The sequence below is a fragment of the Catenulispora sp. EB89 genome (assembly GCF_041261445.1).
Classification (GTDB): domain Bacteria; phylum Actinomycetota; class Actinomycetes; order Streptomycetales; family Catenulisporaceae; genus Catenulispora.
Window position 1 is genome coordinate 18,464 of sequence record NZ_JBGCCU010000009.1, and the last position, 21,604, is coordinate 40,067.

Here is a 21,604-nt window from a genome sequence, read left to right on the forward strand (position 1 = left end):
GCAAAGGATTGGTTAACATCAAGAGGCTGAGCGCTGCGGTGCGGGAAACTGCGGCGCGCGAGGACCGCGATCATGGCGGGTACTGCGTGGGCTAGTAGGCGCGGGCTAGCAGGTGCGGGCTAGCAGGTGTGGGCTCTGCTCTCAGGCTCGATTGAACTGTGCCGCGGGCTTGGTGGCCGCGTTGAGCAGATACTCCAGCGGCCCGCGCCGGAACCGTCGGGACCACAGGCTGGCGAACACGACGGCCGTCGCCATGAACCCGAGCAGCACCCACAGCGGCTCGTCCGACTGGTCGTCGATTCCCAGGACGCTGATACCGACGAGATGGCCGACGTAGACCGTCAGGGACATCGTGCCGACGGTGATCACCGGCGCCAGGAGGCGGCGCGCGCGGGGGAGCCGGTCCAGGAGCGCGAGGCTGCCGACCACGGTGAGGATCGCGAATCCGGTGTTGCCGAGCACCTCGAACGTGGTGCCGCTGTGCGGGGAGGCGACCAGGAGGTTGGCGGCGCTGTCGGTCGGGACGGTGCCGTTCTCCCCGTCGCTGCCGGACGCGAGGGTGACCAGGCCCGTCAGGTGCGGGAAGAAGCGGAACACGAGCCAGGACAGGCCGTAGCCGGCAGCGGTGAGACCGGCGCCGAGGACTGTCAGACGCCTGAGTACGGTCGCGGCGCTCAGGTCGAGGCGGGCCAGCGCCATGCCGGCGATCACGAACGGCATCCACGTCAGCGCCGGATAGCCGCCGGTGAGCAGCAGCGCGACCGGGCCCTCGAAGCGTCCGGCCGTGCCGTCGCCGAGCTCGAAGGTGGCGCGCAGCAGGTAGGAGAGCTGAGGGCCGGCCAGGGCCCAAGCCATGGCGATGGCGGCGAGCGTGCCGGTGTGCAGGCGTAGCAGCGGCAGCGCGAGCAGGAAGTAGACGCCGTAGTAGGCGAGAATGACTTCGACCGGCGGGTCCCATGCCGTCAGCGCGACCCCGAGCGCCAGCAGGAGCGACGCCCGGATGACGATCCGCGCCACGGCCTGGCGCCCGGCCGCCCCGGTTCGCGGCGCCCGACGGCCCGCGATGATCGCCAGCGAGGCTCCGGCCAGGAGCGCGAACAGCGCCGACGCGCGTCCGTGGGACAGGAGCATCAGCGCGCCCTCCGGGCCGCCGACCGACGGATCGGGGCCGACGTGTGCGGCGAACATGCCGAACACGGCTAGGGCGCGTGCCAGGTCTAGGCCGATGAGGCGGGTTGGTACCGGGGCGGTTGTCTCGATCCGGCGGGTTGTCGATGGTGCGGTGGTCACCCGTTCAGCTTGGTCGGCGCTGGCGCTGCTTTCGGGAGGCTGGAGCGTGTCGATCGGCCGGATCGCCAGCGGTGTGTTCGACCGGATGCCGTCGGCATCGAGGTGGGCGTCAGGTGCCTGCTCGGCTTGGTCGGCGGCGGTGGCGGTGCTTGCGGGAGGTTGGGGTGTGTCGATCGGCCGGATCGCCGCAGGTGCGCTCGGCAGGATGCCGTCGGCTTGGCGGCGGGCGTCCGGCGCCTGCCCGATCTGGTCGGCCCGGCCGGTGCCGGTGCCGGTGCCGGCGGTCGGCTGGATCATGCCAGCCAGCCTCGCCGCCTCGCCGCGTGATCGACATCCGGCGGGTGGATGGAAACGGCCCGCCGATTGGCTGGTCTCAAACCCCCAGCCGCCGCACCCGCTCCTCGTCACAGACCCGCGGGCACGTGAGGCAGCTCTCCGCCGGCTCGATCGCGTAGTAGAGGCAGCAGCTGACCCGCGTGCGCGTCCAGTGCTCCCGCCCCGCCGCGTCGGCCAGGAGGCGGAAGTCGGCCGCGCCCGGCAACGCGGGGTCGCTGCCCGGCAGCACCGCTGCGGCAACCTCAACGCCGCGCGCCTCCTCGCCGAGCATGCGGGCCAGGTGCCAGATTCCGGAGACCAGGTCGTCGGCGGCCATGCCCCACAGCGCGCGCTGGCCGCGTTTGGTGAAGGGTCGGAAGGCGGCGAGCGCGGGCTCGACGTGCGTGGCGACCGCCGCGCGCAGGGCGCTTGCGTCGCCGGGCGTCCATCGGCCGGGCCGGAGCGCGAGGTCGCCGGTCGGCGGGTCGATCCAGACGTCGGACGTGCGGAGTTCGGGGACCCGTCCTTCGAGGTACCACGGCCCGCTGATCAGCAGCGCGACCGACCACAGGTAGTGGTGGAGCAGCCGGGACGCGGCGACGTGCGCCGGCGGGGCGGTGCCGTGGGCGGTGGCGATGCGTGCGGCTTCGAACGCGATCAGGCTCTCGGCCGAGGCAGCGAGGTGGTCCGTGCGGATCCAGGTCGCGTCGGGCTCCGACGGCAGGTCGTGGATGCTGACGCGCAGCGCCGGGCACGTGCTGGTCAGGCGCTGGTACGCGGCGGTCAGCATGGGGACTCCAGGATCTGATTCAGTAGGGCGGGGCAGGACGCTCCCCGGCGGCTTCTCGCCGGGTTGACGTTCTTAGGTAAGGCTAACCTAAACTAACGCGGTGTCCTTCATCGGCCCGCCGGACATGGCGGCTTCCTCGGTTTCCTCTATTCCGGCAATGCGGCTCTATGTGACAGCCCTTAATCCCACCGACGCGCTCACGGACGGCTTTCTGCCGGCGGCGGCGCGGCTCGGCCTCGACGTCACGGTGCTCACCGACGATGCTGAAGCTCATCGCCGGGCGTATGGTCGGGCGGTATTTCCCGTACGTGATTTCGAGCCGGAGGTGGTTCAGTGCGATGTGCGCGACTTCCGCGAAGTCATCGGACTGATCTCCGCTCATCACGCGCCGGACGCGGTATTCAGTAACAGTGACCATCTGCAGGTCCAGACTGCTTTGGTCGCCGAATACTTCGGTCTCGCGGGTAAGGACTGGAGAGCGGCTTTACGCGCCAAGAACAAGGGTCTGCTGCGTCGTCATCTTGGTGTGACCGGGGTGGATGCGGTGTGGTCCGCCGAACTCGCTCCGGACGGGGACGCCGGCCTTCTCCAGCCGCCGTTCCCCTGTGTCCTCAAGCCGCGCGAGGGTGTAGCCAGCGAGGATGTCGTGTTGGTGACCGACGCCGCTGATCTCGCGCAGCGTGTCGAGGAGATCCGCGGTCGCAGGGCTGGCGGGGCCACGCTCGTTCTGGAGGAGTTCCTTGAAGGCGACCACCATACCCTGGAGACGCTCGGCGACGGTCGGCGTCGTCACGTTCTCGGTGGGTTCCGGACCCGGCTCTCGCCTCCGCCGGACTTCATTGAAGAAGTCCTTACGTACATTCCGGCGTACCCGGAGTCCGTTCTCGACCAGGTCTTGGCTCAACTCGACGCGATCGGTATCGGGCTCGGGGCGTGCCATACGGAGTTCGTGCTTCAGCCCGACGGTCGTGTTCGGATCATCGAGGTCAACTATCGGGCTATCGGTGATCAATGCGATCTGATGCTGGAGCAGATTCTCCAGATTCCGTTCTTCGAGCTGGTTCTGCGCGTGCACCTCGGCCAAGAGCTTCCTGCTGACCTCGGAGCTCGCACCGATCGTCGGGCCCGTAACGAACCGGTGCTCGCCTACCGTGCTGGCACGCTCGTTTCGGCGCCGGGCGCGTACGACCGGGATGAGGACGACGTCCGCCTCTCCTATCGGCCGGTGCGGCAGATCGGCGAGCGTCACGAGCTTCACCGGACCAACCGTGACTACCTCGGCGTGGTCTGGGCTGTGGGTCCGGATCAGGACACTGTTGATGCGGCTGTCGCCGATTTCCTTGCCACCAACCGGTGGGAGATCACGCCGTGAGTCCCGACGAGCTGCTGACGATGCGCGTCCTGTCGGCGCTGCTGCGCGAGGACGTGCTGGGGATGCGTCGCGATGGCGTGGTGATTCAGAGGCCTGACGGCTTGTGGTGGAGCTGGCGGACATTGGCCATGCCGGTCGCCGCCGACGGGTTTCAAGGCGACTTCGCTGCCCGATTGCCCTCCTTGCAGGCCGACGGCGTGCTCCTCACCGATTTGTCGGCGATCCTCGCGCGGCTCGCCGAGCTGGCTGATCCTGTGGACCTGCCGGGCTACCTGGCCTTCGCACAGGAGTGCCGACAAACACTTGACACGATGCGACTGCACGAGCACGTCCGGCCTACTGTCCACGCGGCGCTCGCTGGCGTTTACGGCACGGACCCCGCCGGCTGGACTGGCCTCGGCGCGTCGCTGGCCTTCGACACTCTTGCCGCGTACCTTGACCACCCGGTTTACCCGACCGCGCGCGGCCGTGCTGGGCTCGGGGAGGGGGAGCTGCGACGCTATGCGCCGGAGTTCCATCCTGAGTTCGAGCTTCGCTGGCTTGCTGTGCCTGAGCGGGCCCTCGTTGCGCACGATCTCGGTTCGCTGCCGGCGTGGTGGCCCTCCGCGGGGGAGCTGGGGATCAGCGGGTCGTTCCGCACCATCCCCGTTCATCCGCTGACCGCGGGGGAGGACTTCTCGCGGCTGGTGCCTGGCTCTCGCCTCGTGCCTGGGGCGCGTCTCAGGGTGCTGCCGACGTTGTCGATGCGTACGGTCGCGGTCGCCGACGATCCGGTCCACCACCTCAAGCTGCCGCTGGCCACCGCGACTCTGGGTCTGCGCAACCGCCGTACCATCAAGCCTGGCACGTTGGTCGACGGTGCCGCCGGCCAGCGTCTGATCGAGGCCGTGATCGCTCGCGAGCCGCGCTTCGCCGGTCGCGTGCTGCATGCTGACGAGCAGTGCTACGCGCATGCCGACCACGAGCTGGCGGCCGTCCTGCTGCGTCAGCTACCGACGGGGCTCGATGACGCGGTCATCGTCCCCTTGGCCGCGCTGCTTGCTGGCGCGCCCGACGGACGGCTGGTCATCGACTCGCTGGCCGACCGCTTCTACGCCGGCTCGGTCCTCGCGCTGTACGAGGACTTCGTGACGCTGCTGATCGACTGGCAGACCACGTTGTTCGGCTACGGCATCGCCCTGGAGTCGCACCAGCAGAACACCTCGCTGGTGTTCGACCGCCGCGCCGGCCGCACCCGGTTGCTGCTGCTCTACAAGGACAACGACGGCCTCCGGATCAACACCACCCGAGCCCGAGATATCAGGCCCCTCCTCCCCGGCCTCACCGACTTCAACGACCCAAGAACCCACACCGACCACGACCGCCCCCTGACCGACCTGTTCACCACCATCACCGTCCACCTCTGCGCCGCACCCCTGGCCTTCGCCCTCGCGAAGGAAGGCCGAGCGCCCCTGCGCCAAACCCTGGCCACGCTCCGCACCCTGCTCACCGCCGCCGCCGACCACCTCGGCCCCGCCGCCCAAGCCCTCCGCACGGACCTGCTGAACGCCCCCCGCCTCCCGATCAAGGCCATGCTGACCGCCGGCACCCTCCTGACCAAGGAGCGCACCGGCGCCGCCGACATCAACAAGCACTACACCGACGGCCCGAACTACCTGCGCGATGTTGGGTCCGGGCGCGACGACGCCGCCGACCTCGGCGAGGCCGGCGCCCAGCCGGACAGCCCGGCGCGCCTTCGCGAGGCCGGAACTCCGCCCGAAGGCCCCGCTGACCTCCGCCAGGCCGAGGCTAGACCAGGTAGCCCCGGCTACCTCGGCGCGGCAGGTACCCGGTCCGATGGCCCGAGCTACCTCGGCCAGGCCGCGCCTCGGGCCGGCAATCTCGACCACCTCCGCCAACCTGGCGCCCAGCCCACCGCGCCCGCTCGCCCTCGCCAGTCCGGCACCCATCCCGGTGCTCCCACCCAACTCCGCCAGCCCGGACTCCAGCAGTGACCCTCGAAACCGCCCCCGCCGCCACCTCGACCGCCGCCACCTCGACCGCTGCCGCGCCGACTGCCGCAGCGCCGATCTCCGCCACCCCGACCGCCGCCACCCCGCGCCCCCGCCCCGCACCCGACCCCCATCCCGCAGGACTCACCCGCCGCCAGGTGCGCGCCGTTGCCTCCTGCTACTTCGTCGCGTCGTTTGCGGCGCTCGGGTTGCCGCCGTACCTCACTCAGATCCTGCCGACGCTCGGTGACCGGGATGCGCATTGGGCCGGCCTCCTCTACGTCGTTCCGACCGTCTTCAGTGCGCTCGGGGCTCCGCTGTGGGGGTGGCTCGCCGACCGCCACGGGCGTAAGCGGCTGCTCCTGCGTGCGCAGGTCGGCCTCAGCGTGTCGTTCCTCGCCGCCGGGGCCGCGGACAGCCTCGCCGCGTTCACCGCTGCGCTGGTGCTCCAGGGGTTCCTGGGCGGCACGTTCGCCGCGACCAACGGGTACCTCGGTGCCGCGCTGGAAGGGTCGCAGCTGTCGAAGGCGCTCACGGTGATGCAGGGCAGCGCGCGTGCCTCGCTCGTCGCGGCGCCGATTGTGGTCGGGGGGCTGTCGCCGTGGCTCTCGCCGCACCGGCAGTACCTGGTGCTGGCCGTTCTGCCGCTGGCGGCGGCGGTGCTGCTCGCCTTCCTGCCGGAGCCGACGCGGCCGGATGCCGAGGACCGCGACGCCGCCGCCCCACCGGCCATGGCGCCGGGAGCGCTCAGGCTGCTCTACGTCTTCGAGTTCCTCTTCGTCTTCGCGACCGTCGTCTCCTTCCCCTACCTCATCGCCCTCGTCCAGCAGCGAATACCCGGCGTCAACGACACCGTCGCCGGAGCCGTCTTCGCGCTGCCGCACCTGTGCTACCTGCTCAGCTCCGGCCGAATACACGCCGCCGTCCTGACCCGGCCGCGCGCGGGCCTCCTCCTCGGCTTCGCGCTGGTGGCACTCGGGCTCGTCGCGCACTGGCCCGCCGACACGCTCCCCGCCTTCGTCCTCGCGCGCCTGCTCCTCGGCGCCGGCCTGACCCTGGGCCTGGTGTCCCTGTCCGTCCTGACGGCCGAAGCCGCCCGAGGACGCCAGCCGGGCCGGATGTTCGGCACGTACGAACTCGTCTCCAAACTCGGCGCGGTCGCCGCCGGCATCGCCGCAGCCCTCGCCGGCAGCGCCTACGGCCCGCTCGCCCCGCTTCTCACCGGCACCGCCGCCGCGCTGGCCGCCGCCCTTCTCATACTGCTGACCCGTAGGAGCCACCGATGACCGTCCACACCGACCGCCGCCAGCCAGCCGTACCAACCCATACGGCAGTGCTGCCGAGCGCCGATCACGTCGTGGCGCACACCCTCCTCAACTGCCTACTGCGCGAAGTCTCCGCACCGGAACACCAAACCGCAGTCGCCGATGGCCACCTCCTGCTGCGCCTGCCAAGGCGCGGTGTCCAGCTGCGAGTGGCACTACGCCGCTCGTCCCTGATCGGCGCGCACCGCTTCGTCGGACCCGTGTACGAGCAGACCGCAGCAGGTCGACGCGAGATGGACTGGCGCGAACTCGCCGACCACATCAGAACCGAGCTGACGCTCCGCAGCGGCCTGGACAACGACGAGTTCCCCGCACAAGTAGCCTCCAGCTTCGACGGCGTCCAAGCCGCGCTGTTGGCCCGCAAAACGCAATCAGCCGCAGTAGACGACCGCTACACCGAATCCGAACAAGCCCTCCTCTTCGGCCACCGATTCCACCCGGCTCCCAAAGCCCGCCACGCCGAACGCGGCTCCTGGCCCGACTACGCCCCGGAGTTCCGGGCCCGCTTCCAACTCCGCCACCTCGCCGTCCGCAGCGAGTTCATCGCCCAGGACGCCGCCGACCCGGACGCGCTCACCGTGCTGGACCGCCTCGGCACAGTCCCACCCGGCCACACCCTGCTCCCCGTCCACCCCTGGCAGTACGAGCTGCTGCGCGACGACCCGACCCTGCGCGCCGCACTCGACCGCGGCGACGTCATCGACCTGGGCCTCCGCGGCGTCCCCTTCGCCGCCACCGCTTCAGTCCGGACACTCCACGGCGCGGACGCGTTCCTGAAGTTCAGCCTCAACGTCCGCATCACCAACTGCCTGCGCAAGAACGCAGCATACGAACTCGCCGGCGCCGTCGCGCTCACCCGGCTCCTGGCCGAACCCTTCGCCGAGCTCGCTGACCGCTTCCCGAACACCGCGATGCTCCGCGAGCCCGCCTTCCGGACCCTCGCCCTGCCCGGCCCCAACGGCCCCGACGGCCCCGACGCCATCATCGACACCGGCCTGTTCGAAGGCTTCGGCCTGATCGTCCGCGAAGGCCTGTCGGCGAACGTACGCCCCGGCCTGACGCCCCTTCTGGCCGCCGCCGTAGCCGACGAATACCCGACCAGCACAGCCCACATCTCAGCCCTGCTCGATGGCGCCGGACCAGACCAAGCGCGCCAGTGGTGGGCCGCCTATCTCAGGCTCCTGCTGCCGCCAGTGCTCGCCGCCTACTTCGACCACGGCGTAGTGCTTGAGCCCCACCTGCAGAACGTACTCATCTGCGTGGACGACGCCGGACGCCCGGCACAGATCCTCCTGCGCGACCTCGAAGGCACCAAACTCGTCCCGGAAAGCAACAGCACCCTGCTCGGCCGGCTGCCCGCAGAAGTCGCCGGCCCCATGACCTACGACGCCCAGCGCGGCTGGGACCGCGTGGTCTACTGCCTGCTGGTCAACCACGTCTCCGAACTCCTCGCCGCCATCGCCGACCGCCATCCGCCGCTGGAAGTCGCGCTCTGGGCCGAGGTCCGGACGGTGCTGACCGAGTACGCTGACGAATACGGCCGCCCGCCCCGCCTGGCCGCACTGCTCGCCGGCGTCCCGCTCCCGGCCAAGGCCAACCTGCTCACCCGCTGGGCCCGCAAGGCCGACCGCGAGGCCGGGTACGTGCCGCTGCCCTCGCCGCTGGCCGAGGACGTGCTCAGCGCGGCTGCCAGAGGCGTCGCCATCGGGGGCGTCTGCGCCAGGAGCGTCGTCCGGTGAGTGAACGAGTCCTGCGATACGTCGACGAGCTGGACTCCGCCGACCTCCCCGCCTACCTCTACGACCTGTCGGCCCTGCGCGCGCACGCCGCCGAGGTCCGTGCCGCGCTTCCACAACGCGTCGAGCTCTACTACGCAGCGAAGGCGAACCCTGATTCAGCCGTCCTGACCGCACTTCGTGACACCGTAGACGGCTACGAAGTCTCCTCCGGCGGCGAACTGACCCACGTACGCACCACGGTCCCAGACGCTCCCCTCGCCTTCGGCGGCCCCGGCAAGGCCCCGGACGAAATCGCCACCGCGCTGCGTCTCGGCGTGCGCCGCTGGCACGTCGAGAGCGAGCACGAACTCCGGCAGCTCGCAGCGACAGCGACAACGACAGCCGACGATCCCGTCGACATCCTCCTGCGCGTCAATCTGCCGATGGACGGGGGAGTGCTGGACTCCGTCGCGCTGGCCATGGGCGGACGCCCGACACCGTTCGGGCTCGATCCGGCGCGCGTGCCGGAATGCCTGCGCCTGCTGGCCAGTCCCGAATTCGGCCGTCTGCGGCTGCGCGGAATCCACGCGCACTTGGCCAGCGGACTGTCCGCCGCGGAACATCTCGCGGTCGTCGAGCGCGTCGTCGCATGGACCGCGGATCTGGCCGCTCAGCACGGAATCCGGCTCGACGAGGTGAACGTCGGCGGCGGCATGGCCGTCGACTACGACGACCCGACGCAGCGCTTCGACTGGGTCGCCTACGGCGCGGGCCTGGGCCGGCTCCTCGACAGCCGCCCCGATCTGACGCTGCGGATCGAACCGGGCCGGGCGATGACCACGTACTGCGGTTGGTACGTCTCTGAAGTCCTGGACGTCAAGCACAGCCACGGCGAAGACTTCGCCGTGATCCGCGGCGGCACACACCACCTGCGGACGCCCGCCACCCGCGGCCACTCCCAGCCCTTCGTCGTCTGCCCGGTCCAGAACTGGCCCCATGCCTGGGATCGGCCGACGATCACCGCGACCCGGGTGACGATCTCAGGCCAGCTGTGCACCCCGAAGGACGTCCTGGCGTATCAGGCCCCTGTGGCAGCCCTGCGCGCCGGCGACCGGATCGCCTTCGCCATGGCAGGCGCCTACGCCTGGAACATCTCGCACCACGACTTCCTCATGCATCCGTACCCGACGTTCCATCACTTGGATGATGTAGATCTCTGATACGCGAAGGAGGGGCGAGGCCACAAGGCCTCGCCCCTCCTTCACCTCACCCCACCCCTACTGCGGCGCCGCGACACCCGCCGCCTTCGCGATGTCCCCCAACATCAGATCCGCCGCCTGCACACCGATCCCCGACATCCACGTCTCATCCGCGACGCTGTAGACCCGGTTCTGCTTCACCGCCGGCAAGTCCTTCCACACCGATGTGCCCTGGACCTCCGTCTCCTTGGTCTTCGTCGGGTCGTCGGAGGTCGTGACGAACACCATGTCGGCGTCCGCCTTCCCGACCTGCTCGGCACTCACCTCCAGCATCATCTGGTCCGCGTCCGTCGCCGCCGGCCGGGTCAGGCCGACGTCGGTCAGCACCGTGCCGCTGAACGAGGCCTTCTCGTACAGCCGCGTCGGGCCCGCGACGAAGCGCACCACCGAGACCGTCGGCATCGTGCCGTTGTTCTTCGCCCTGATCTCGCCGCCGAGCTTCGCGGCGCGCGCCTCGTATGCCGTCAGCGCGCTCTTGGCCTGGCTCTCCTTGCCGAGCGCCTGCGCGTACAGCGCCAGGTTGGCCTTCCACGGGTAGCCGGTGGTCTCGGCCATCACCGTCGGGGCGATGGCGTTGAGCTGGGGGTAGATCTTCTCGTGCCGGACCTTCGAGGTCAGGATCAGGTCCGGCTTCAGGGAGGCGATGAGCTCCAGGTTCGGCTCGGTCATCGGCCCGACGTCGACGGTGCCCTTGATCTCGTCCTTGAGGTAGGACGGGAATCCGCCCTCGCTCTTCAGGTGCGGGGAGACGGCGCCGACCGGCGTGATGCCGAGCAGCGTGACGTCGTCCAGCTCGCCGCTGTCCAGGACCACGACGCGCTTGGGCTGGGACTTGATCACGGCGGTGCCCATGGCGTGCTTGACCGAGCGCGGGAAGGTGGCGGTCGTGCCGTCGGCGGCGGGCGCAGCAGAGTTCTGCTTCGTACCGGACCCGCTGCTGCTGCCGCTGCTACTACTGCTCGCGCAGCCGGCGAGAAGTGTGGCGGCCAGCGCGGAGGCGATCAGCGATGCGACAAGGCGGTTCTTGGTCATGGGTTCCTCGATGGGTTCGATGCGTTCGATGCAGCAGATGCAGCAGATGCAGCAGAGGTGGCAGGGGTGGCAGAAGCCGTGGATACGACAGGTGTGGAGAGGTCTTGCGGGCCAGCGGCACGACCAGCGGAGTGCCGGTCTCCGGATCGGGCACCACCCGGCACGGCACCTCGAAGACCTGCTCGACGAGGTCGGCGGTCAGCACCTCCTCGGGCGGCCCGGCCGCGGCCAGTTCGCCGTCGTGCAGCACGACGAGGTGGTCGGCGTAGCGCGCGGCCTGGCCGAGGTCGTGCAGCACCATGACGATGCTGCGGCGGGCCTCGGCGTGCAGGTCGGCCACCAGGTTCAGGACGTCGAGCTGGTGGCGCAGGTCCAGGAAGGTCGTGGGCTCGTCGAGCAGCAGCACCGAGGTGTCCTGGGCCAGGGCCAGCGCGATCCAGACGCGCTGCCGCTGGCCGCCGGAGAGCTGGTCGACCGGCCGGTCGCGCAGGTCGGCGACGCCGGTGCGGGCCAGGGCGAGGTCGACCGCCGCCTGGTCCGCGCCGGACCAGGTGCTGAACACGCGCTGGTGCGGATGGCGTCCGAGTCGGACCAGCGCCTCGACGGTGATGGCCTCCGGCGTGACCGGCTGTTGCGGCAGCAGGCCCATGGTCTTGGCCAGCGTGCGCGCCGGGATGCGGTGGATGTCGGCGCCGTCGAGCAGGACGGTGCCGGCGGCCGGGGCGAGCAGACGTGCCAGGCCGCGCAGCAGGGTGGACTTGCCGCAGGCGTTGGGGCCGACGATCGCGGTCACCGCCTCGGCCGGGATCTCCAGGTCCAGGCCGCGCACCACGGTGCGGTCGCCGTAGCGCAGGTCGAGGCCGCGGGTGGCAAGGCGGGTCATGTCAGGTTCCTTCGTTGCGAGCGGGCCATCAGCCACAGCAGCCAGGGCGCGCCGAGGGTGGCGGTGACCGTGCCGGCCGGCAGGCCGCGGATCGGCAGCAGGTTCAGGGCGACGTAGTCCGCGGCGAGCAGGAGCAGCGCCCCGGTCAGGGCGGTGAGGGCGAGGGTGGCGGCGGTCGGCGGGCCGGCCAGGCGGCGCACGATGTGCGGCACGACCAGGGCCACGAAGCCGACCGGTCCGGCCAGCGCCGCCGCCAGCGAGGCCAGCACCACGGCCAGGAGCAGCAGGCCGAGGCGGGAGCGCCGGGGGTCCAGGCCGAGGCCGCCGGCCGACTCGTCGCCGAGATCGAGCACGGCGACGTGCCGCTGCATCAGGGCCGCGCCGGCGCCGACGACCACGATCGCCCCGCCGGCGATCCAGATCTCGGCCCAGGTCCGGCCGTAGAGAGAGCCTGATGTCCATTGCAGCGCCTGGCCTGCCAGCTCTTCCGGGAAGCGGACGATCATCAGGTTGACCACGGCCGCCAGGCCTTGCTGGATCGCGACTCCGACCAGGACGAGTCGCGTGACCGACACCCGCGACCGCCAGGCTGAGGCACCGAGCAGGGCCGCGACGAGCAGGCCGCCCGCGACTGCCGCGACCGGTGTGAAGGCGGCCGGGACGCTGCCGACGGCCAGCACGAGCACCGCGCCGACCGAGGCGCCGCCGGTGACGCCGATGACGTCGGGGGAGGCGAGGGGGTTGCGGAGCAGGCGCTGGGTCATCGAGCCGGCGACCGCCAGGGCCGCGCCCGCGACGAGCGCGGCGATCACGCGCGGAGCGCGGAACTGCTGGACGACCAGGACTGTCGCGGAGTCGCCGGCCCCGAACAGGGCTCGGAGCGCGTCGAAGAAGGGGATGTGGAACTGGCCGGTGCTGAGGGCTACGCCGACCAGTGCGACCAGCAGGGCCAGGCAGGCCGCGCAGAGTGCGAGGGTTCGGCGGCGGGCGATTGTCAGGGCACTGACTGAGTCGTCCCGGTCCCTGTGGTCTTCGCGGTCCGTCCGGCGGACCGGGGCGACCGGGGCGCTCATCGTGCGGTCCTTCGGGCCAGCCACGCCAGCAACGGCGCGCCGAGCAGCGCCGTGACGATCCCGGTCTCCAGCTCCGAGGGGCGCGCGACCAGCCGGCCGAGCACGTCGGCGGCGAGCAGCAGCGTCGCCCCGACGACGAAGCAGGCCGGTATCAGGCGTCGATGATCGCCGCCGACCAGCGGTCGCACCAGATGCGGCGCCGCCAACCCGACGAACGGGATCGGCCCGGCCGCCGCCACCGCCCCGGCCGCCAGCAGCACCACCGCGCCACCGCCGATCAGGCGCATGCGGGCCACCGGGACGCCGAGGGCGTGCGCCGCTTCGTCGCCGAGTGCCAGCGCGTTCAGCGACGGGGCGACCAGGCACGCCAGCAGCAGGCCGACCACGACGAACGGCAGGACTCGTACCAGCACGCCCAGGTCGCGCCCGCCGATGGAGCCGGCGAGCCAGAACCGTGCCTCGTCCAGCGTGCGCTGGCTGGCGAGCATCAGGGCCATGGTCCAGGACGCGAGCATCGCGGTGAGCACGGTCCCGGCCAGCGCCAGCCGCACCGGATCCACGTCGCCGGGGCGGATCGCCAGCACGTGGACCAGGACCGCGGCGCCGGCGGCACCGGCTATGGCGAACCACACGTACTCCAGCGGCGTGGCGAGGTGGAAGACGAAGATCGCCGCCACCACCGCGAACCCGGCCCCGGCGTTGATGCCGAGCGTCGTCGGCGACGCCAGCGGATTGCGCGTCACCCCCTGCGCCACCGCCCCGGCGACGCCCAGCGCGCCGCCGACGACGAGCCCGATGAGGGTGCGCGGGACGCGCAGGCCCGTGACGACGTCGGCGTCGGCGCCGTGGGCGGAGCCGGTGAGGGCGTCGAGGACGGTGGAGAGCGGAATCGAGCGCGGTCCGAGGACCAGGCTCAGGATGCTGCACAGGAGCAGGAGGCCCAGGCCGACGGTCGCCACGACGAAGGGCGGTAGGTGGCGGGACCGTCGAGGCGGGGTTCGGGCGGGTCCCGTGGCGGCAGCCGTCGGCCCGTCGGAGGTGAGCATGGTTGGAGAGTTTAGGTGAGGCTTACCTAAGTTCGTCAAACGGGGGCGGGAACCAGAGCGCCGGTCCCCTCACCGTGGTGAAGGAACCGGCGGCCGGCGGAGCGAATCAGGAAGCGTCGAAGATCAGCGACGTCACGTTCCCCGCGTCACCCTTGTTCCAGATCGGGTACAGCGTCGTCGCGGTGCCCCGGTGCACGTGGCCCGAGGTGTCCTCGACCGTGAACACGACGTCCTCGCCGTAGGGGCTCACCTTGCGGTCGAGGATCTTGATCGTGTCGTCGCGCACCGTGCGGTCCAGCGACAGGGCGCGGCCGAAGGCCTCCATCCCGCTCAGGTCCTGGCCGAGGGAGTTCGGGTACAGCAGGTACGTGCCGTCCTTCTTGTCGCGCTGGCTCCAGCCCAGCTGGTCCGGCGCGAGGGGACGGAAGCGGAGCTGGTGGACCCAGTCGAAGGTGCCTTCCAGTCCTGCCTTGTCCACCGCCAGCGCGGCGGCCTGGTCGAACGCGGCGCGCAGCGTCACCTCGGCGCCGGGCTTGGCCAGGGGGCGGACCGCGTAGGACTGCGTGCCCTGCGCCGCGGCGACCGAGTCGGAGGCGGGGGCGTCGATCGACGAGCTCCAGGAGCCCGGGATCGATATGCCGACCACGATCGCGAACACGACCCCGCCGGCGAGCAGCTGCGGGCGGTAGCGGTCGGCGCGCGGCAGGTTCAGGCCCAGGAAACGGCCGGGCGGGGTGGCTGCCAGGGCCGGGATCAGGCCGAACCGGGACCGTGCCGCGACCGGGGCCGGGGCCGGCGCCGTCGTCTCAGCAGCCGCCGGCTCCGTCGACGCCTTCGGCGCGCGGTCCCCGACCAGCAGCGACACCAGCTCGCCGGCGGCCACGGCGGCTGCCGGGAACATGATCATCTCGTAGCGCATGAGGGTGGAGTAGCCGACGCCCGCGGTGATGACGTAGGTCGCGCAGACCGCCCCGAAGAACACCGCCGCCGCATCGGACTTGAACCGGACCACCACCGTGATGCCGGCCGCGATCAACAGCGCGTAGAGCGTGCGGTCGCTGTGCCACATGTAGGTGCACGCTTCCTCGGTGACGATCTTCAGGAAGTGGACGAACTGCCTGATGACGCCCCACGTCGTGGTCTGCCCGCGGCTGAGCACCCCGCCGGTGTCGGTCTTGGCCAGCATCATGCTCACGACCTGCGTCGCCAGCGTCACCGACGCGGTGACCACCAGCGAACTCAGCCACCGGTTCCGCCACGTCCGCTCCCGCGCCAGCGCCCACAGCCACCCGGCGCCGGCCATCGCCGGCGCGAGCACGCCGACCTGGCGCGTCAGGGGGATGAACAGCGCCATGAGGCCGATCCACGCCAGATGGGAACGCGCCGCGCGCCGCCCGATCGGGAAGCTGGCCACCATCACGGCGACCAGCCCCATCGCCAGGGTGTCGGTGCCGGCCCAGGAGAAGCCCCAGATCGGGTTCACCAGGCTGAACGCCCCGGTCACGATCACCGCGACCGCCGGGCCGTACAGCCGCTGCAGCACCCGGGCGACCGCGAACAGGAACAGCGCGTCGCCGAGCACCGGGACCATCAGCGAGCCGCCGGAGAGCCCCCAAAGCCGGACGAAAGGCAGCGACAGCACCGGATACAGGATCCGGGTCCGGGCCAGCTGCCACGTCGGGTCGTTGTTGGCGAAGTACCAGGGCGCGATGTGGGTGTTCGGCGACACCTGCTGCTCGAGCTTGATCGAGGACGGCAGCGAATGCCCCATGTCCCGCGCCATCATCGTCAGGTAGTAGCGGCTGTCCGGCGGATGGTTCCACCCCTGGCGGCTGGTGACGCTCATCGCCATCGAGGCGATGAACAACGGGAAGATGAGCACCAGCACGCCGACCCGCACCCCGAACAGGTCGCGATACATCAGCCGCGCCACGAAATCCTGGACGGCGACCGGACGCAGCCGACGTCTCCACGACGTCGCCTCCTCGGTCTCGGCTATGAGGGTGTCTGCGCTCATCCTGTCCCGTCCTGATTTGGCCAAGCCCCATGGCGCCCGCCGGGCAGCGGACGCGATACCGAAAGAGACTCACGAGCACCTCGATGAGGTTGCCAGGTATGGACAAGGGCCAGACCAGGTGAGCGAAGAGAGTGTACGGCCTCGCAGGGCCCGGGTTCTGTCTGCCGAGACAGGGCCGGTCGCGACGCCGCTGCCGCTGCCGCCGCCGAAGCCCATGCCGCTGACACCGCCGCGCGCCGTCGCTGCTGCCGCCGCCGACACAGCTCCCACTGCCGGCGGCCGGCGCCGCAGGAGCGCAGGCCGACGCCGCCGCCGCTGGTGCCGAAGCCGCTGCCGCACGCCGCTGCCACCACCGCTGCCGCCCGCGGTCGGGTAGCGTCCTGCCGCGTGACGAATCTTCGAATCGGTGTCATGTACGACCGTGCCTGGCCCCCGGAGGGGCTTCCGGCCTTCGCCCGCGACGTCGAGGCGCTCGGCGCCGACGACCTGTGGGTCGTCGAAGACCTCGGATGGGGCGGCGGCATCTCGGCGGCGGCGCTGGCGCTGGCGGCGACCTCGCGGCTGCGGGTCGGCCTGGGTATCGCCCCGGCCCCGCTGCGGCATCCGGCGCTGCTGGCGATGGAGACGGCGTTCCTGGCGCGCGTGCACCCCGGGCGGTTCGTCGCCGGCCTCGGGCACGGCGTCACCGAGTGGATGGCGTCGGTCGGCGCCACTCCCGGGTCGGCGCTGGCCCTGCTCGGGGAGTCGGCCGAAGTGCTGCGTGCGCTGTTGCGCGGCGAGCGCGTTCAGACGCAGGGCCGGGAGGTCCGGATCGACGATCTGCGGCTGGTCCACCCGCCCGAGGTGGTGCCGCCGGTCGTGCTCGGCGTCGTGCGGCCGCGGTCGCTGGAGCTCGCCGGGCGCGTCGCCGACGGCACGGTGATCGCCGAGGGCCTCGGTCCCGCCGATCTGCGGGCGGCGCTCGCGCTGATCCGGCAGGGCGGAGCCGCGCCGGACCATGAGCTGATCGTGTTCGCGTACGCGGCCGTGGCGGACGACGCCGGGCAGGCCGCGGAGGTGCTGCGGGACAAGGTCGAGGATCAGGCCGGATGGCTGGGACGCACCCCGGAGGAGATCTTCACCGTCAGCGGCACGCCTGCCGATGCCGTCGCCCGGATCGCGGAGCTTGAGGCGGCGGGTGCGACGAGCGTCGTGCTGCGGTTCAGTGGGGACGAGCCGGTGCGACAGCTCGGCGCGACACTCGCGGCGCTCGCGGACGTCAGGGGTTGAACGAGGCAAGCGCCTGACCGACGCCCTGGATCAGGGTTCTGCTGGCGGCGAGCGCCGCGCGCAGGTCGTCGTTCGATGTGGAGCCCTGATGCTGGTCCAGCACGACGCCGAGCACCAGCCGGGTCGTGCCGGTGGCGTCGGGCTGGCGGGCGGCCCACATCAGCGCGCCGCCGGCCGGGGTGCTGGAGCCGGTCTTCATGCCGATCACGCCGTTCTCGCCGAGCAGCGCGTTGGTGTTGACGAGCCGCGCACGCAGGCCGGGCACCGTGGCGGTGGGCATGGCGACGATGCGGCCGAAGGCGGGGTCGGCGATTGCCTTCTTGGCGAGCTTGAGCTGGTCGACCGCGGTGCTCCTGGTCGTCTCCTCGTAGCCGCTGGCGCCGGTGTAGGTGGTGTCGGTCATGCCGAGGCCGCGCGCGGTGTCGTTCATCTTGGCGACGAAGGCGTGCTCGGTGCCGGCGTCCCAGCGCGCGAGCAGGCGGGCGATGTTGTTGCCGGAGGGGATCAGCAGCATTTCGAGCAGGTCGTGCTCGCTGAAGGCCTGGCCCTTGTCGACGCGCACGGTCGACTGGTCCGGGTCGGACGCCTCGTTCGCGGCGGCCGCGTCGACGGTGATCATCGGGCCCTGATCGTCGCCGTCGAGGGGGTGGTCGGTGAGGATGACGAGCGCCGTCATCACCTTGGTGACGCTGGCTATCGGGACCGGCTTCTGCTCGCCCTTGGTGCCCAGGCTGCCGAGGCCTTCGACCTCGACGGTCGCCTGGCCCTGGGCCGGCCACGGCAGGGTGACGCCGGAGCCGAGGTCGACGGAGACCGGTGCCGGGGCGAGTGCGGGACCGTGGATGGATCCTGCGGCGGACCTCGGGGCGGGTTGGGTGCTGTGGTGTGCGGCGATGGCGAAGGCGGCGCCGGAGGCGGTGAGGGCGACCGTGATCGCGACGATCGGGATGACGGCGCGGTGGCGGCGTCGGGGGCGGGGCTGGGGCTGGGATTGGGGCTGGGGTTGGGGTTGGGGGACGTGCGGGCCAGGGCGGGGGCCGGGCTCGCTCTGTGGCGGCTCGGTCGGCTCCCGCATGTCGGGGACCTGCGGATCGGCGGTGTTTCGATCGTGAGTCGGGTTCACCCTCCGACCATCGCCCGGCGTCGTATCGGACCCGCCGTGGCCGGGTATCCGCCGGGCCTGGGCTGTGTATCAGTCCGGTATCAGCCGTCGGTCGGCATCGGCCGCCATCGGCCGTCAGTCCGGTGTGCCCGGGAGCGTGAGCCGTGCGACCGCGCCGCCGTCGTACGCGTCGCCGAACTCCAGGCGCGCGCCGATCACCCGGGCCTGGCCGAGCGCGATGGTCAGGCCGAGGCCGTGGCCGCGACCACGTTCCGGCGCGCCGGTGCGGAAGCGGGACGGGCCCTGGGACAGGATGTCGGGCGGGAAGCCGGGGCCGTGGTCGCGGACGGTCAGCGTCGGGCCGTCGATGCCGAGCTCGATCGGAGCCCGGCCGTGGCGATGTGCGTTGACCAGGAGGTTGGTGAGGATCCGGTCCAGGCGGCGCGGGTCGGTGCGGACGACGAGATCACCGGTGACGGCCAGCAGCACCTCGAACCCGATGCCCGCGACCGTCTCGGCGACGAACTCGCGCAGCGGCACCGCGACGAAGTCCGCGGTCTCGACCCGCGCGTCGAGGCGGGAGACCTCCAGCAGGTTCTCGGTCAGGCTTCGCAGGGCCCGTACCCGGTCCCGGACCAGCTCGGTCGCCTCGCCGTCCGGCAGCAGCTCGGCCGCCGCGACCAGGCCCGCGAGCGGCGTGCGCAGCTCGTGGGCCACGTCGGCGGTGAAACGCTGCTCGGCGTGCAGACGCTGCTGGAGCGCGTCGGCCATGGAGTCGACAGCGGCGGAGATGTCGTGGACCTCGTCACCGGAGCCGCCGCGCGGGCCGATGCGGGCGTCGAGGTCGCCGGCGGCGATGCGGTGCGCGGTGCGGGCCGCGCGGCGCAGCCGTCGTCCGGCGAACTCGGCGCCGAAGGCCGCCAGCGGCACCAGGACGGAGACGGTGCCGACGGCGGCGTAGAAGGTGTGCCGGTCGAGCGCTTCGAGGTCGCGCTTCTCGGAACTCATGGGGTACTGCGCGGTCATGAGCCGACCGTTGAAGTACTGCGCCGCCCACATCACCGGCCACGCGCTGTCGCTGTCGTCGTAGTACGTGACGGCCAGCTGCGTGCCCTGGGCCCGTGCCGCCAGCGGCGCCGGGACCGGGGGAGCCAGGCCCGGCTGGTCCGACTGCCCCGAGGAGATCGCCCGCGCCAGATCGTCGCGCGCGCTGACGCGGCCGTAGTAGAGCTGCCGGGACTTGGTGCTCTGGTGGATGAGGAAGCCGATGGAGCCGGACGCGACCGTCACCGCCACGGCGGCCAGCACGGCCATCCGGACGCTCAGCGAACGCAGCGGGTTCCTCATCGGCGCAGCTTGTAGCCGAAGCCACGGACGGTCTCGATGCGCTCCGCGCCGATCTTCGTCCGCAGCCGCGCCACACACAGGTCGACGACGCGCGAATCCCCGCCCTGCCACTTGTAGTCCCACACGTCGCGCAGCAGGCGGTGCCGCTCCAGCACGACGCCGGGGTGCGCGGCCAGCTCCAGCAGGAGGCGCAGCTCGGTCGGCGTCAGGGCGACGGGCTCGCCGGCGCGCGACACCTCCATGCCGTGGGGGTCGATGCGTATGTCGCCGAAGACGAGCTCGGAGGGGTGATCCGCGGAGGCGCCGGGCGTACCGGGCACATCCATGTCCACAGTGCTGCGCCGCATCACAGCCCGGATCCTGGCCACGAGAACCGACGTGTCCACCGGCTTGACGACGTAGTCGTCGGCCCCGGCCTCGAGCCCGCCGACCACGTCCAGCGAATCGCCCCGCGCGGACATCATGAGGATCGGCACCTGGCTGCTCTCCCGCACCCGCCGGCACAACCCGATGCCGTCCAGCCCCGGCAGCATCACATCCAGCAGCAGCAGATCCGGCACCGCCTCCCGGAACCGCTCCAGCCCCGCCAGCCCGTCCGCCGCCGTGGTCACGGCGAAGCCGTAGCGCTCCAGCGTCCGGCCCACGGCGATGCGGATCACCTCGTCGTCCTCGACCAGCAGCAGAGACGTCACGCGGTAATCTTTACATACCGGATCTGTCGCTTACGTCACGCAGCTGGGCGAGGACGGTGCACCGCCGATCAGCAGGCCTGGACGTACCAGGCCGGGCCGAAGTCGTACGACGTGTTGACATCCCCGGGATTAGTTGCCGTCAAGACGTTGTGGTTCTGGTCCTTGATGCTCGCGACCGCGCCGCCGGTGTTCTGGTTGATATACGACCCGGGTCCGTTCCAGTTCTGCAGCGCCCAGTCGGCGCCGTTGTTCTGGCAGTTGTAGAACGAGAACACCGTCCCCGTGTAGTTCGGCCCGCTGTAGATGCAGAAGTGTCCGCTGTGGCAGTCCGAGCCGTCGCCGGCCGCGGTGTTCCAGCAGTCGGCGTTCGACGACGTGTCGCACTGCCCCATGCCGGAGACCGAGGGCCCGCCGCCGCCGCCTCCGCCGCCGTTCGGGGAGACGTAGCCGCTGATGTTCATGCCCCAGTACGAGCTGTAGCCGACGGTGCCGTCGTAGGTGTTGCTGTTGACCGAGGACGTCGAGGGGTCGTTCGTGACCTCGTTGCCGCCGATGCTCTGGATCGTCCCGTCGGAGTTCACAGCCGTGACCAGGGCGACGTGGTCGGCGTAGCCGGAGCCGTTGTAGTTGAACACCACAGCGTCGCCGACCTGCGGGGTCGAGTGCAGGCCCGAACCGTACTCGCCGAAGCTGCCGGCGGCCGGGGACAGGCCGGACACGTCGTAGCCGGCCTGGGCCCAGACCCACATCGCGAAGTCGGCGCACCAGTTCTCCGGGGAGCCGCCGGCGCCGGTGCAGCTGGTGTAGTAGCCCTGGCCGCCGGCGCTGTTGGTGTCGCAGGCGTGGTCGCCGATGTTGGCGTTCGCGATCGAGACGATGTCGCCGGTCGAGGCCGACGCCGGGCTCGTGGTCAGGGCGAACGAGGACAGCAGCAGCACCAGGGCCGCCAGGAGTTTGAGGAGTTTGCTCGATGGTGCGGCGGACGTCGTGGGGAACGCTGTGGTGAGTCTCACGGCTGTCTTCCTTTTGAGGGGGGGCTGAGGACATTGTGATCCGGCTGACACGGTGAGTAGTCTTGCGACA

General features: G+C 71.2%; 16 protein-coding genes and 1 pseudogene. 6 read left to right on the forward strand and 11 right to left on the reverse strand.

The window, feature by feature from the left end; translation table 11 throughout:
* Positions 1-141 precede the first annotated feature (141 nt).
* The gene (locus tag ABH920_RS20560) at positions 142-1,587 is read right to left on the reverse strand and encodes a DUF418 domain-containing protein (protein WP_370350669.1); all 1,446 of its coding nucleotides are present in this window, start codon (positions 1,585-1,587) and stop codon (positions 142-144) included.
* A 76-nt stretch (positions 1,588-1,663) separates the two neighbouring features.
* Positions 1,664-2,395 (reverse strand): (2Fe-2S)-binding protein, encoded by a 732-nt coding sequence (locus tag ABH920_RS20565; RefSeq protein ID WP_370350670.1) that lies wholly within the window; start codon positions 2,393-2,395, stop codon positions 1,664-1,666.
* Positions 2,396-2,552: 157 nt separating this feature from the next.
* Here ABH920_RS20565 and ABH920_RS20570 point away from each other — a divergent pair, with 157 nt between their 5' ends.
* The 5 genes from ABH920_RS20570 to ABH920_RS20590 all read left to right on the forward strand — a co-directional run bounded on the left by ABH920_RS20570 (position 2,553) and on the right by ABH920_RS20590 (position 10,021).
* The gene (locus tag ABH920_RS20570; RefSeq protein ID WP_370350963.1) at positions 2,553-3,767 is read left to right on the forward strand and encodes an acetyl-CoA carboxylase biotin carboxylase subunit family protein; all 1,215 of its coding nucleotides are present in this window, start codon (positions 2,553-2,555) and stop codon (positions 3,765-3,767) included.
* 20 nt (positions 3,768-3,787) lie between these two features.
* A complete protein-coding gene (locus tag ABH920_RS20575; protein ID WP_370350671.1) occupies positions 3,788-5,761 on the forward strand; it encodes an IucA/IucC family protein in 1,974 nt (657 codons plus the stop codon).
* A 74-nt stretch (positions 5,762-5,835) separates the two neighbouring features.
* On the forward strand, positions 5,836-7,044 hold the full coding sequence (locus ABH920_RS20580) for an MFS transporter (protein ID WP_370350964.1): 1,209 nt from the start codon (positions 5,836-5,838) through the stop codon (positions 7,042-7,044).
* Complete coding sequence (locus ABH920_RS20585; protein ID WP_370350672.1) at positions 7,041-8,822, forward strand: IucA/IucC family siderophore biosynthesis protein; 1,782 nt, start codon at positions 7,041-7,043, stop codon at positions 8,820-8,822. The genes ABH920_RS20580 and ABH920_RS20585 overlap by 4 nt, the downstream gene beginning before the upstream one ends.
* A complete protein-coding gene (locus ABH920_RS20590) occupies positions 8,819-10,021 on the forward strand; it encodes a type III PLP-dependent enzyme (protein WP_370350673.1) in 1,203 nt (400 codons plus the stop codon). Before ABH920_RS20585 ends, ABH920_RS20590 begins: the two co-directional genes overlap by 4 nt.
* A gap of 57 nt (positions 10,022-10,078) precedes the next feature.
* Here the strand turns inward: ABH920_RS20590 and ABH920_RS20595 are convergent, their stop codons facing one another.
* The 5 genes and pseudogenes from ABH920_RS20595 to ABH920_RS20615 form a co-directional block, all read right to left on the reverse strand.
* Complete coding sequence (locus tag ABH920_RS20595) at positions 10,079-11,092, reverse strand: ABC transporter substrate-binding protein (RefSeq protein WP_370350674.1); 1,014 nt, start codon at positions 11,090-11,092, stop codon at positions 10,079-10,081.
* A gap of 115 nt (positions 11,093-11,207) precedes the next feature.
* A pseudogene (locus ABH920_RS20600) lies at positions 11,208-11,975 on the reverse strand (ABC transporter ATP-binding protein); the annotation flags it as partial.
* Positions 11,972-13,048, reverse strand: coding sequence for a FecCD family ABC transporter permease (locus ABH920_RS20605; RefSeq protein WP_370350675.1), 1,077 nt, complete (start codon positions 13,046-13,048; stop codon positions 11,972-11,974). The gene ABH920_RS20605 and the pseudogene ABH920_RS20600, both read right to left, overlap by 4 nt.
* Positions 13,045-14,094: a FecCD family ABC transporter permease gene (locus ABH920_RS20610; RefSeq protein ID WP_370350676.1), complete on the reverse strand. Its 1,050-nt coding sequence runs from the start codon at positions 14,092-14,094 to the stop codon at positions 13,045-13,047. The genes ABH920_RS20605 and ABH920_RS20610 overlap by 4 nt, the downstream gene beginning before the upstream one ends.
* Positions 14,095-14,200: 106 nt before the next feature.
* The gene (locus tag ABH920_RS20615) at positions 14,201-16,111 is read right to left on the reverse strand and encodes a hypothetical protein (RefSeq protein ID WP_370350677.1); all 1,911 of its coding nucleotides are present in this window, start codon (positions 16,109-16,111) and stop codon (positions 14,201-14,203) included.
* Positions 16,112-16,498: 387 nt separating this feature from the next.
* On the opposite strand from ABH920_RS20615, the gene ABH920_RS20620 reads away from it, so the two are divergent.
* Positions 16,499-17,380 carry an LLM class flavin-dependent oxidoreductase gene (locus tag ABH920_RS20620; protein ID WP_370350678.1) on the forward strand — a complete coding sequence of 294 codons (882 nt, stop codon included), beginning with the start codon at positions 16,499-16,501 and terminating at the stop codon, positions 17,378-17,380.
* Here the strand turns inward: ABH920_RS20620 and ABH920_RS20625 are convergent.
* The 4 genes from ABH920_RS20625 to ABH920_RS20640 all read right to left on the reverse strand — a co-directional run bounded on the left by ABH920_RS20625 (position 17,370) and on the right by ABH920_RS20640 (position 21,534).
* Positions 17,370-18,455: a D-alanyl-D-alanine carboxypeptidase family protein gene (locus ABH920_RS20625; protein ID WP_370350679.1), complete on the reverse strand. Its 1,086-nt coding sequence runs from the start codon at positions 18,453-18,455 to the stop codon at positions 17,370-17,372. The two genes, ABH920_RS20620 and ABH920_RS20625, sit on opposite strands and share 11 nt — an antisense overlap.
* Positions 18,456-18,617: 162 nt before the next feature.
* The gene (locus ABH920_RS20630; RefSeq protein ID WP_370350680.1) at positions 18,618-19,829 is read right to left on the reverse strand and encodes a sensor histidine kinase; all 1,212 of its coding nucleotides are present in this window, start codon (positions 19,827-19,829) and stop codon (positions 18,618-18,620) included.
* Positions 19,826-20,521, reverse strand: coding sequence for a two-component system response regulator CseB (cseB, locus tag ABH920_RS20635; protein ID WP_370350681.1), 696 nt, complete (start codon positions 20,519-20,521; stop codon positions 19,826-19,828). The genes ABH920_RS20630 and cseB overlap by 4 nt, the downstream gene beginning before the upstream one ends.
* Before the next feature lie 68 nt (positions 20,522-20,589).
* Positions 20,590-21,534 (reverse strand): CHAP domain-containing protein, encoded by a 945-nt coding sequence (locus ABH920_RS20640; protein ID WP_370350682.1) that lies wholly within the window; start codon positions 21,532-21,534, stop codon positions 20,590-20,592.
* Positions 21,535-21,604: the final 70 nt, after the last annotated feature.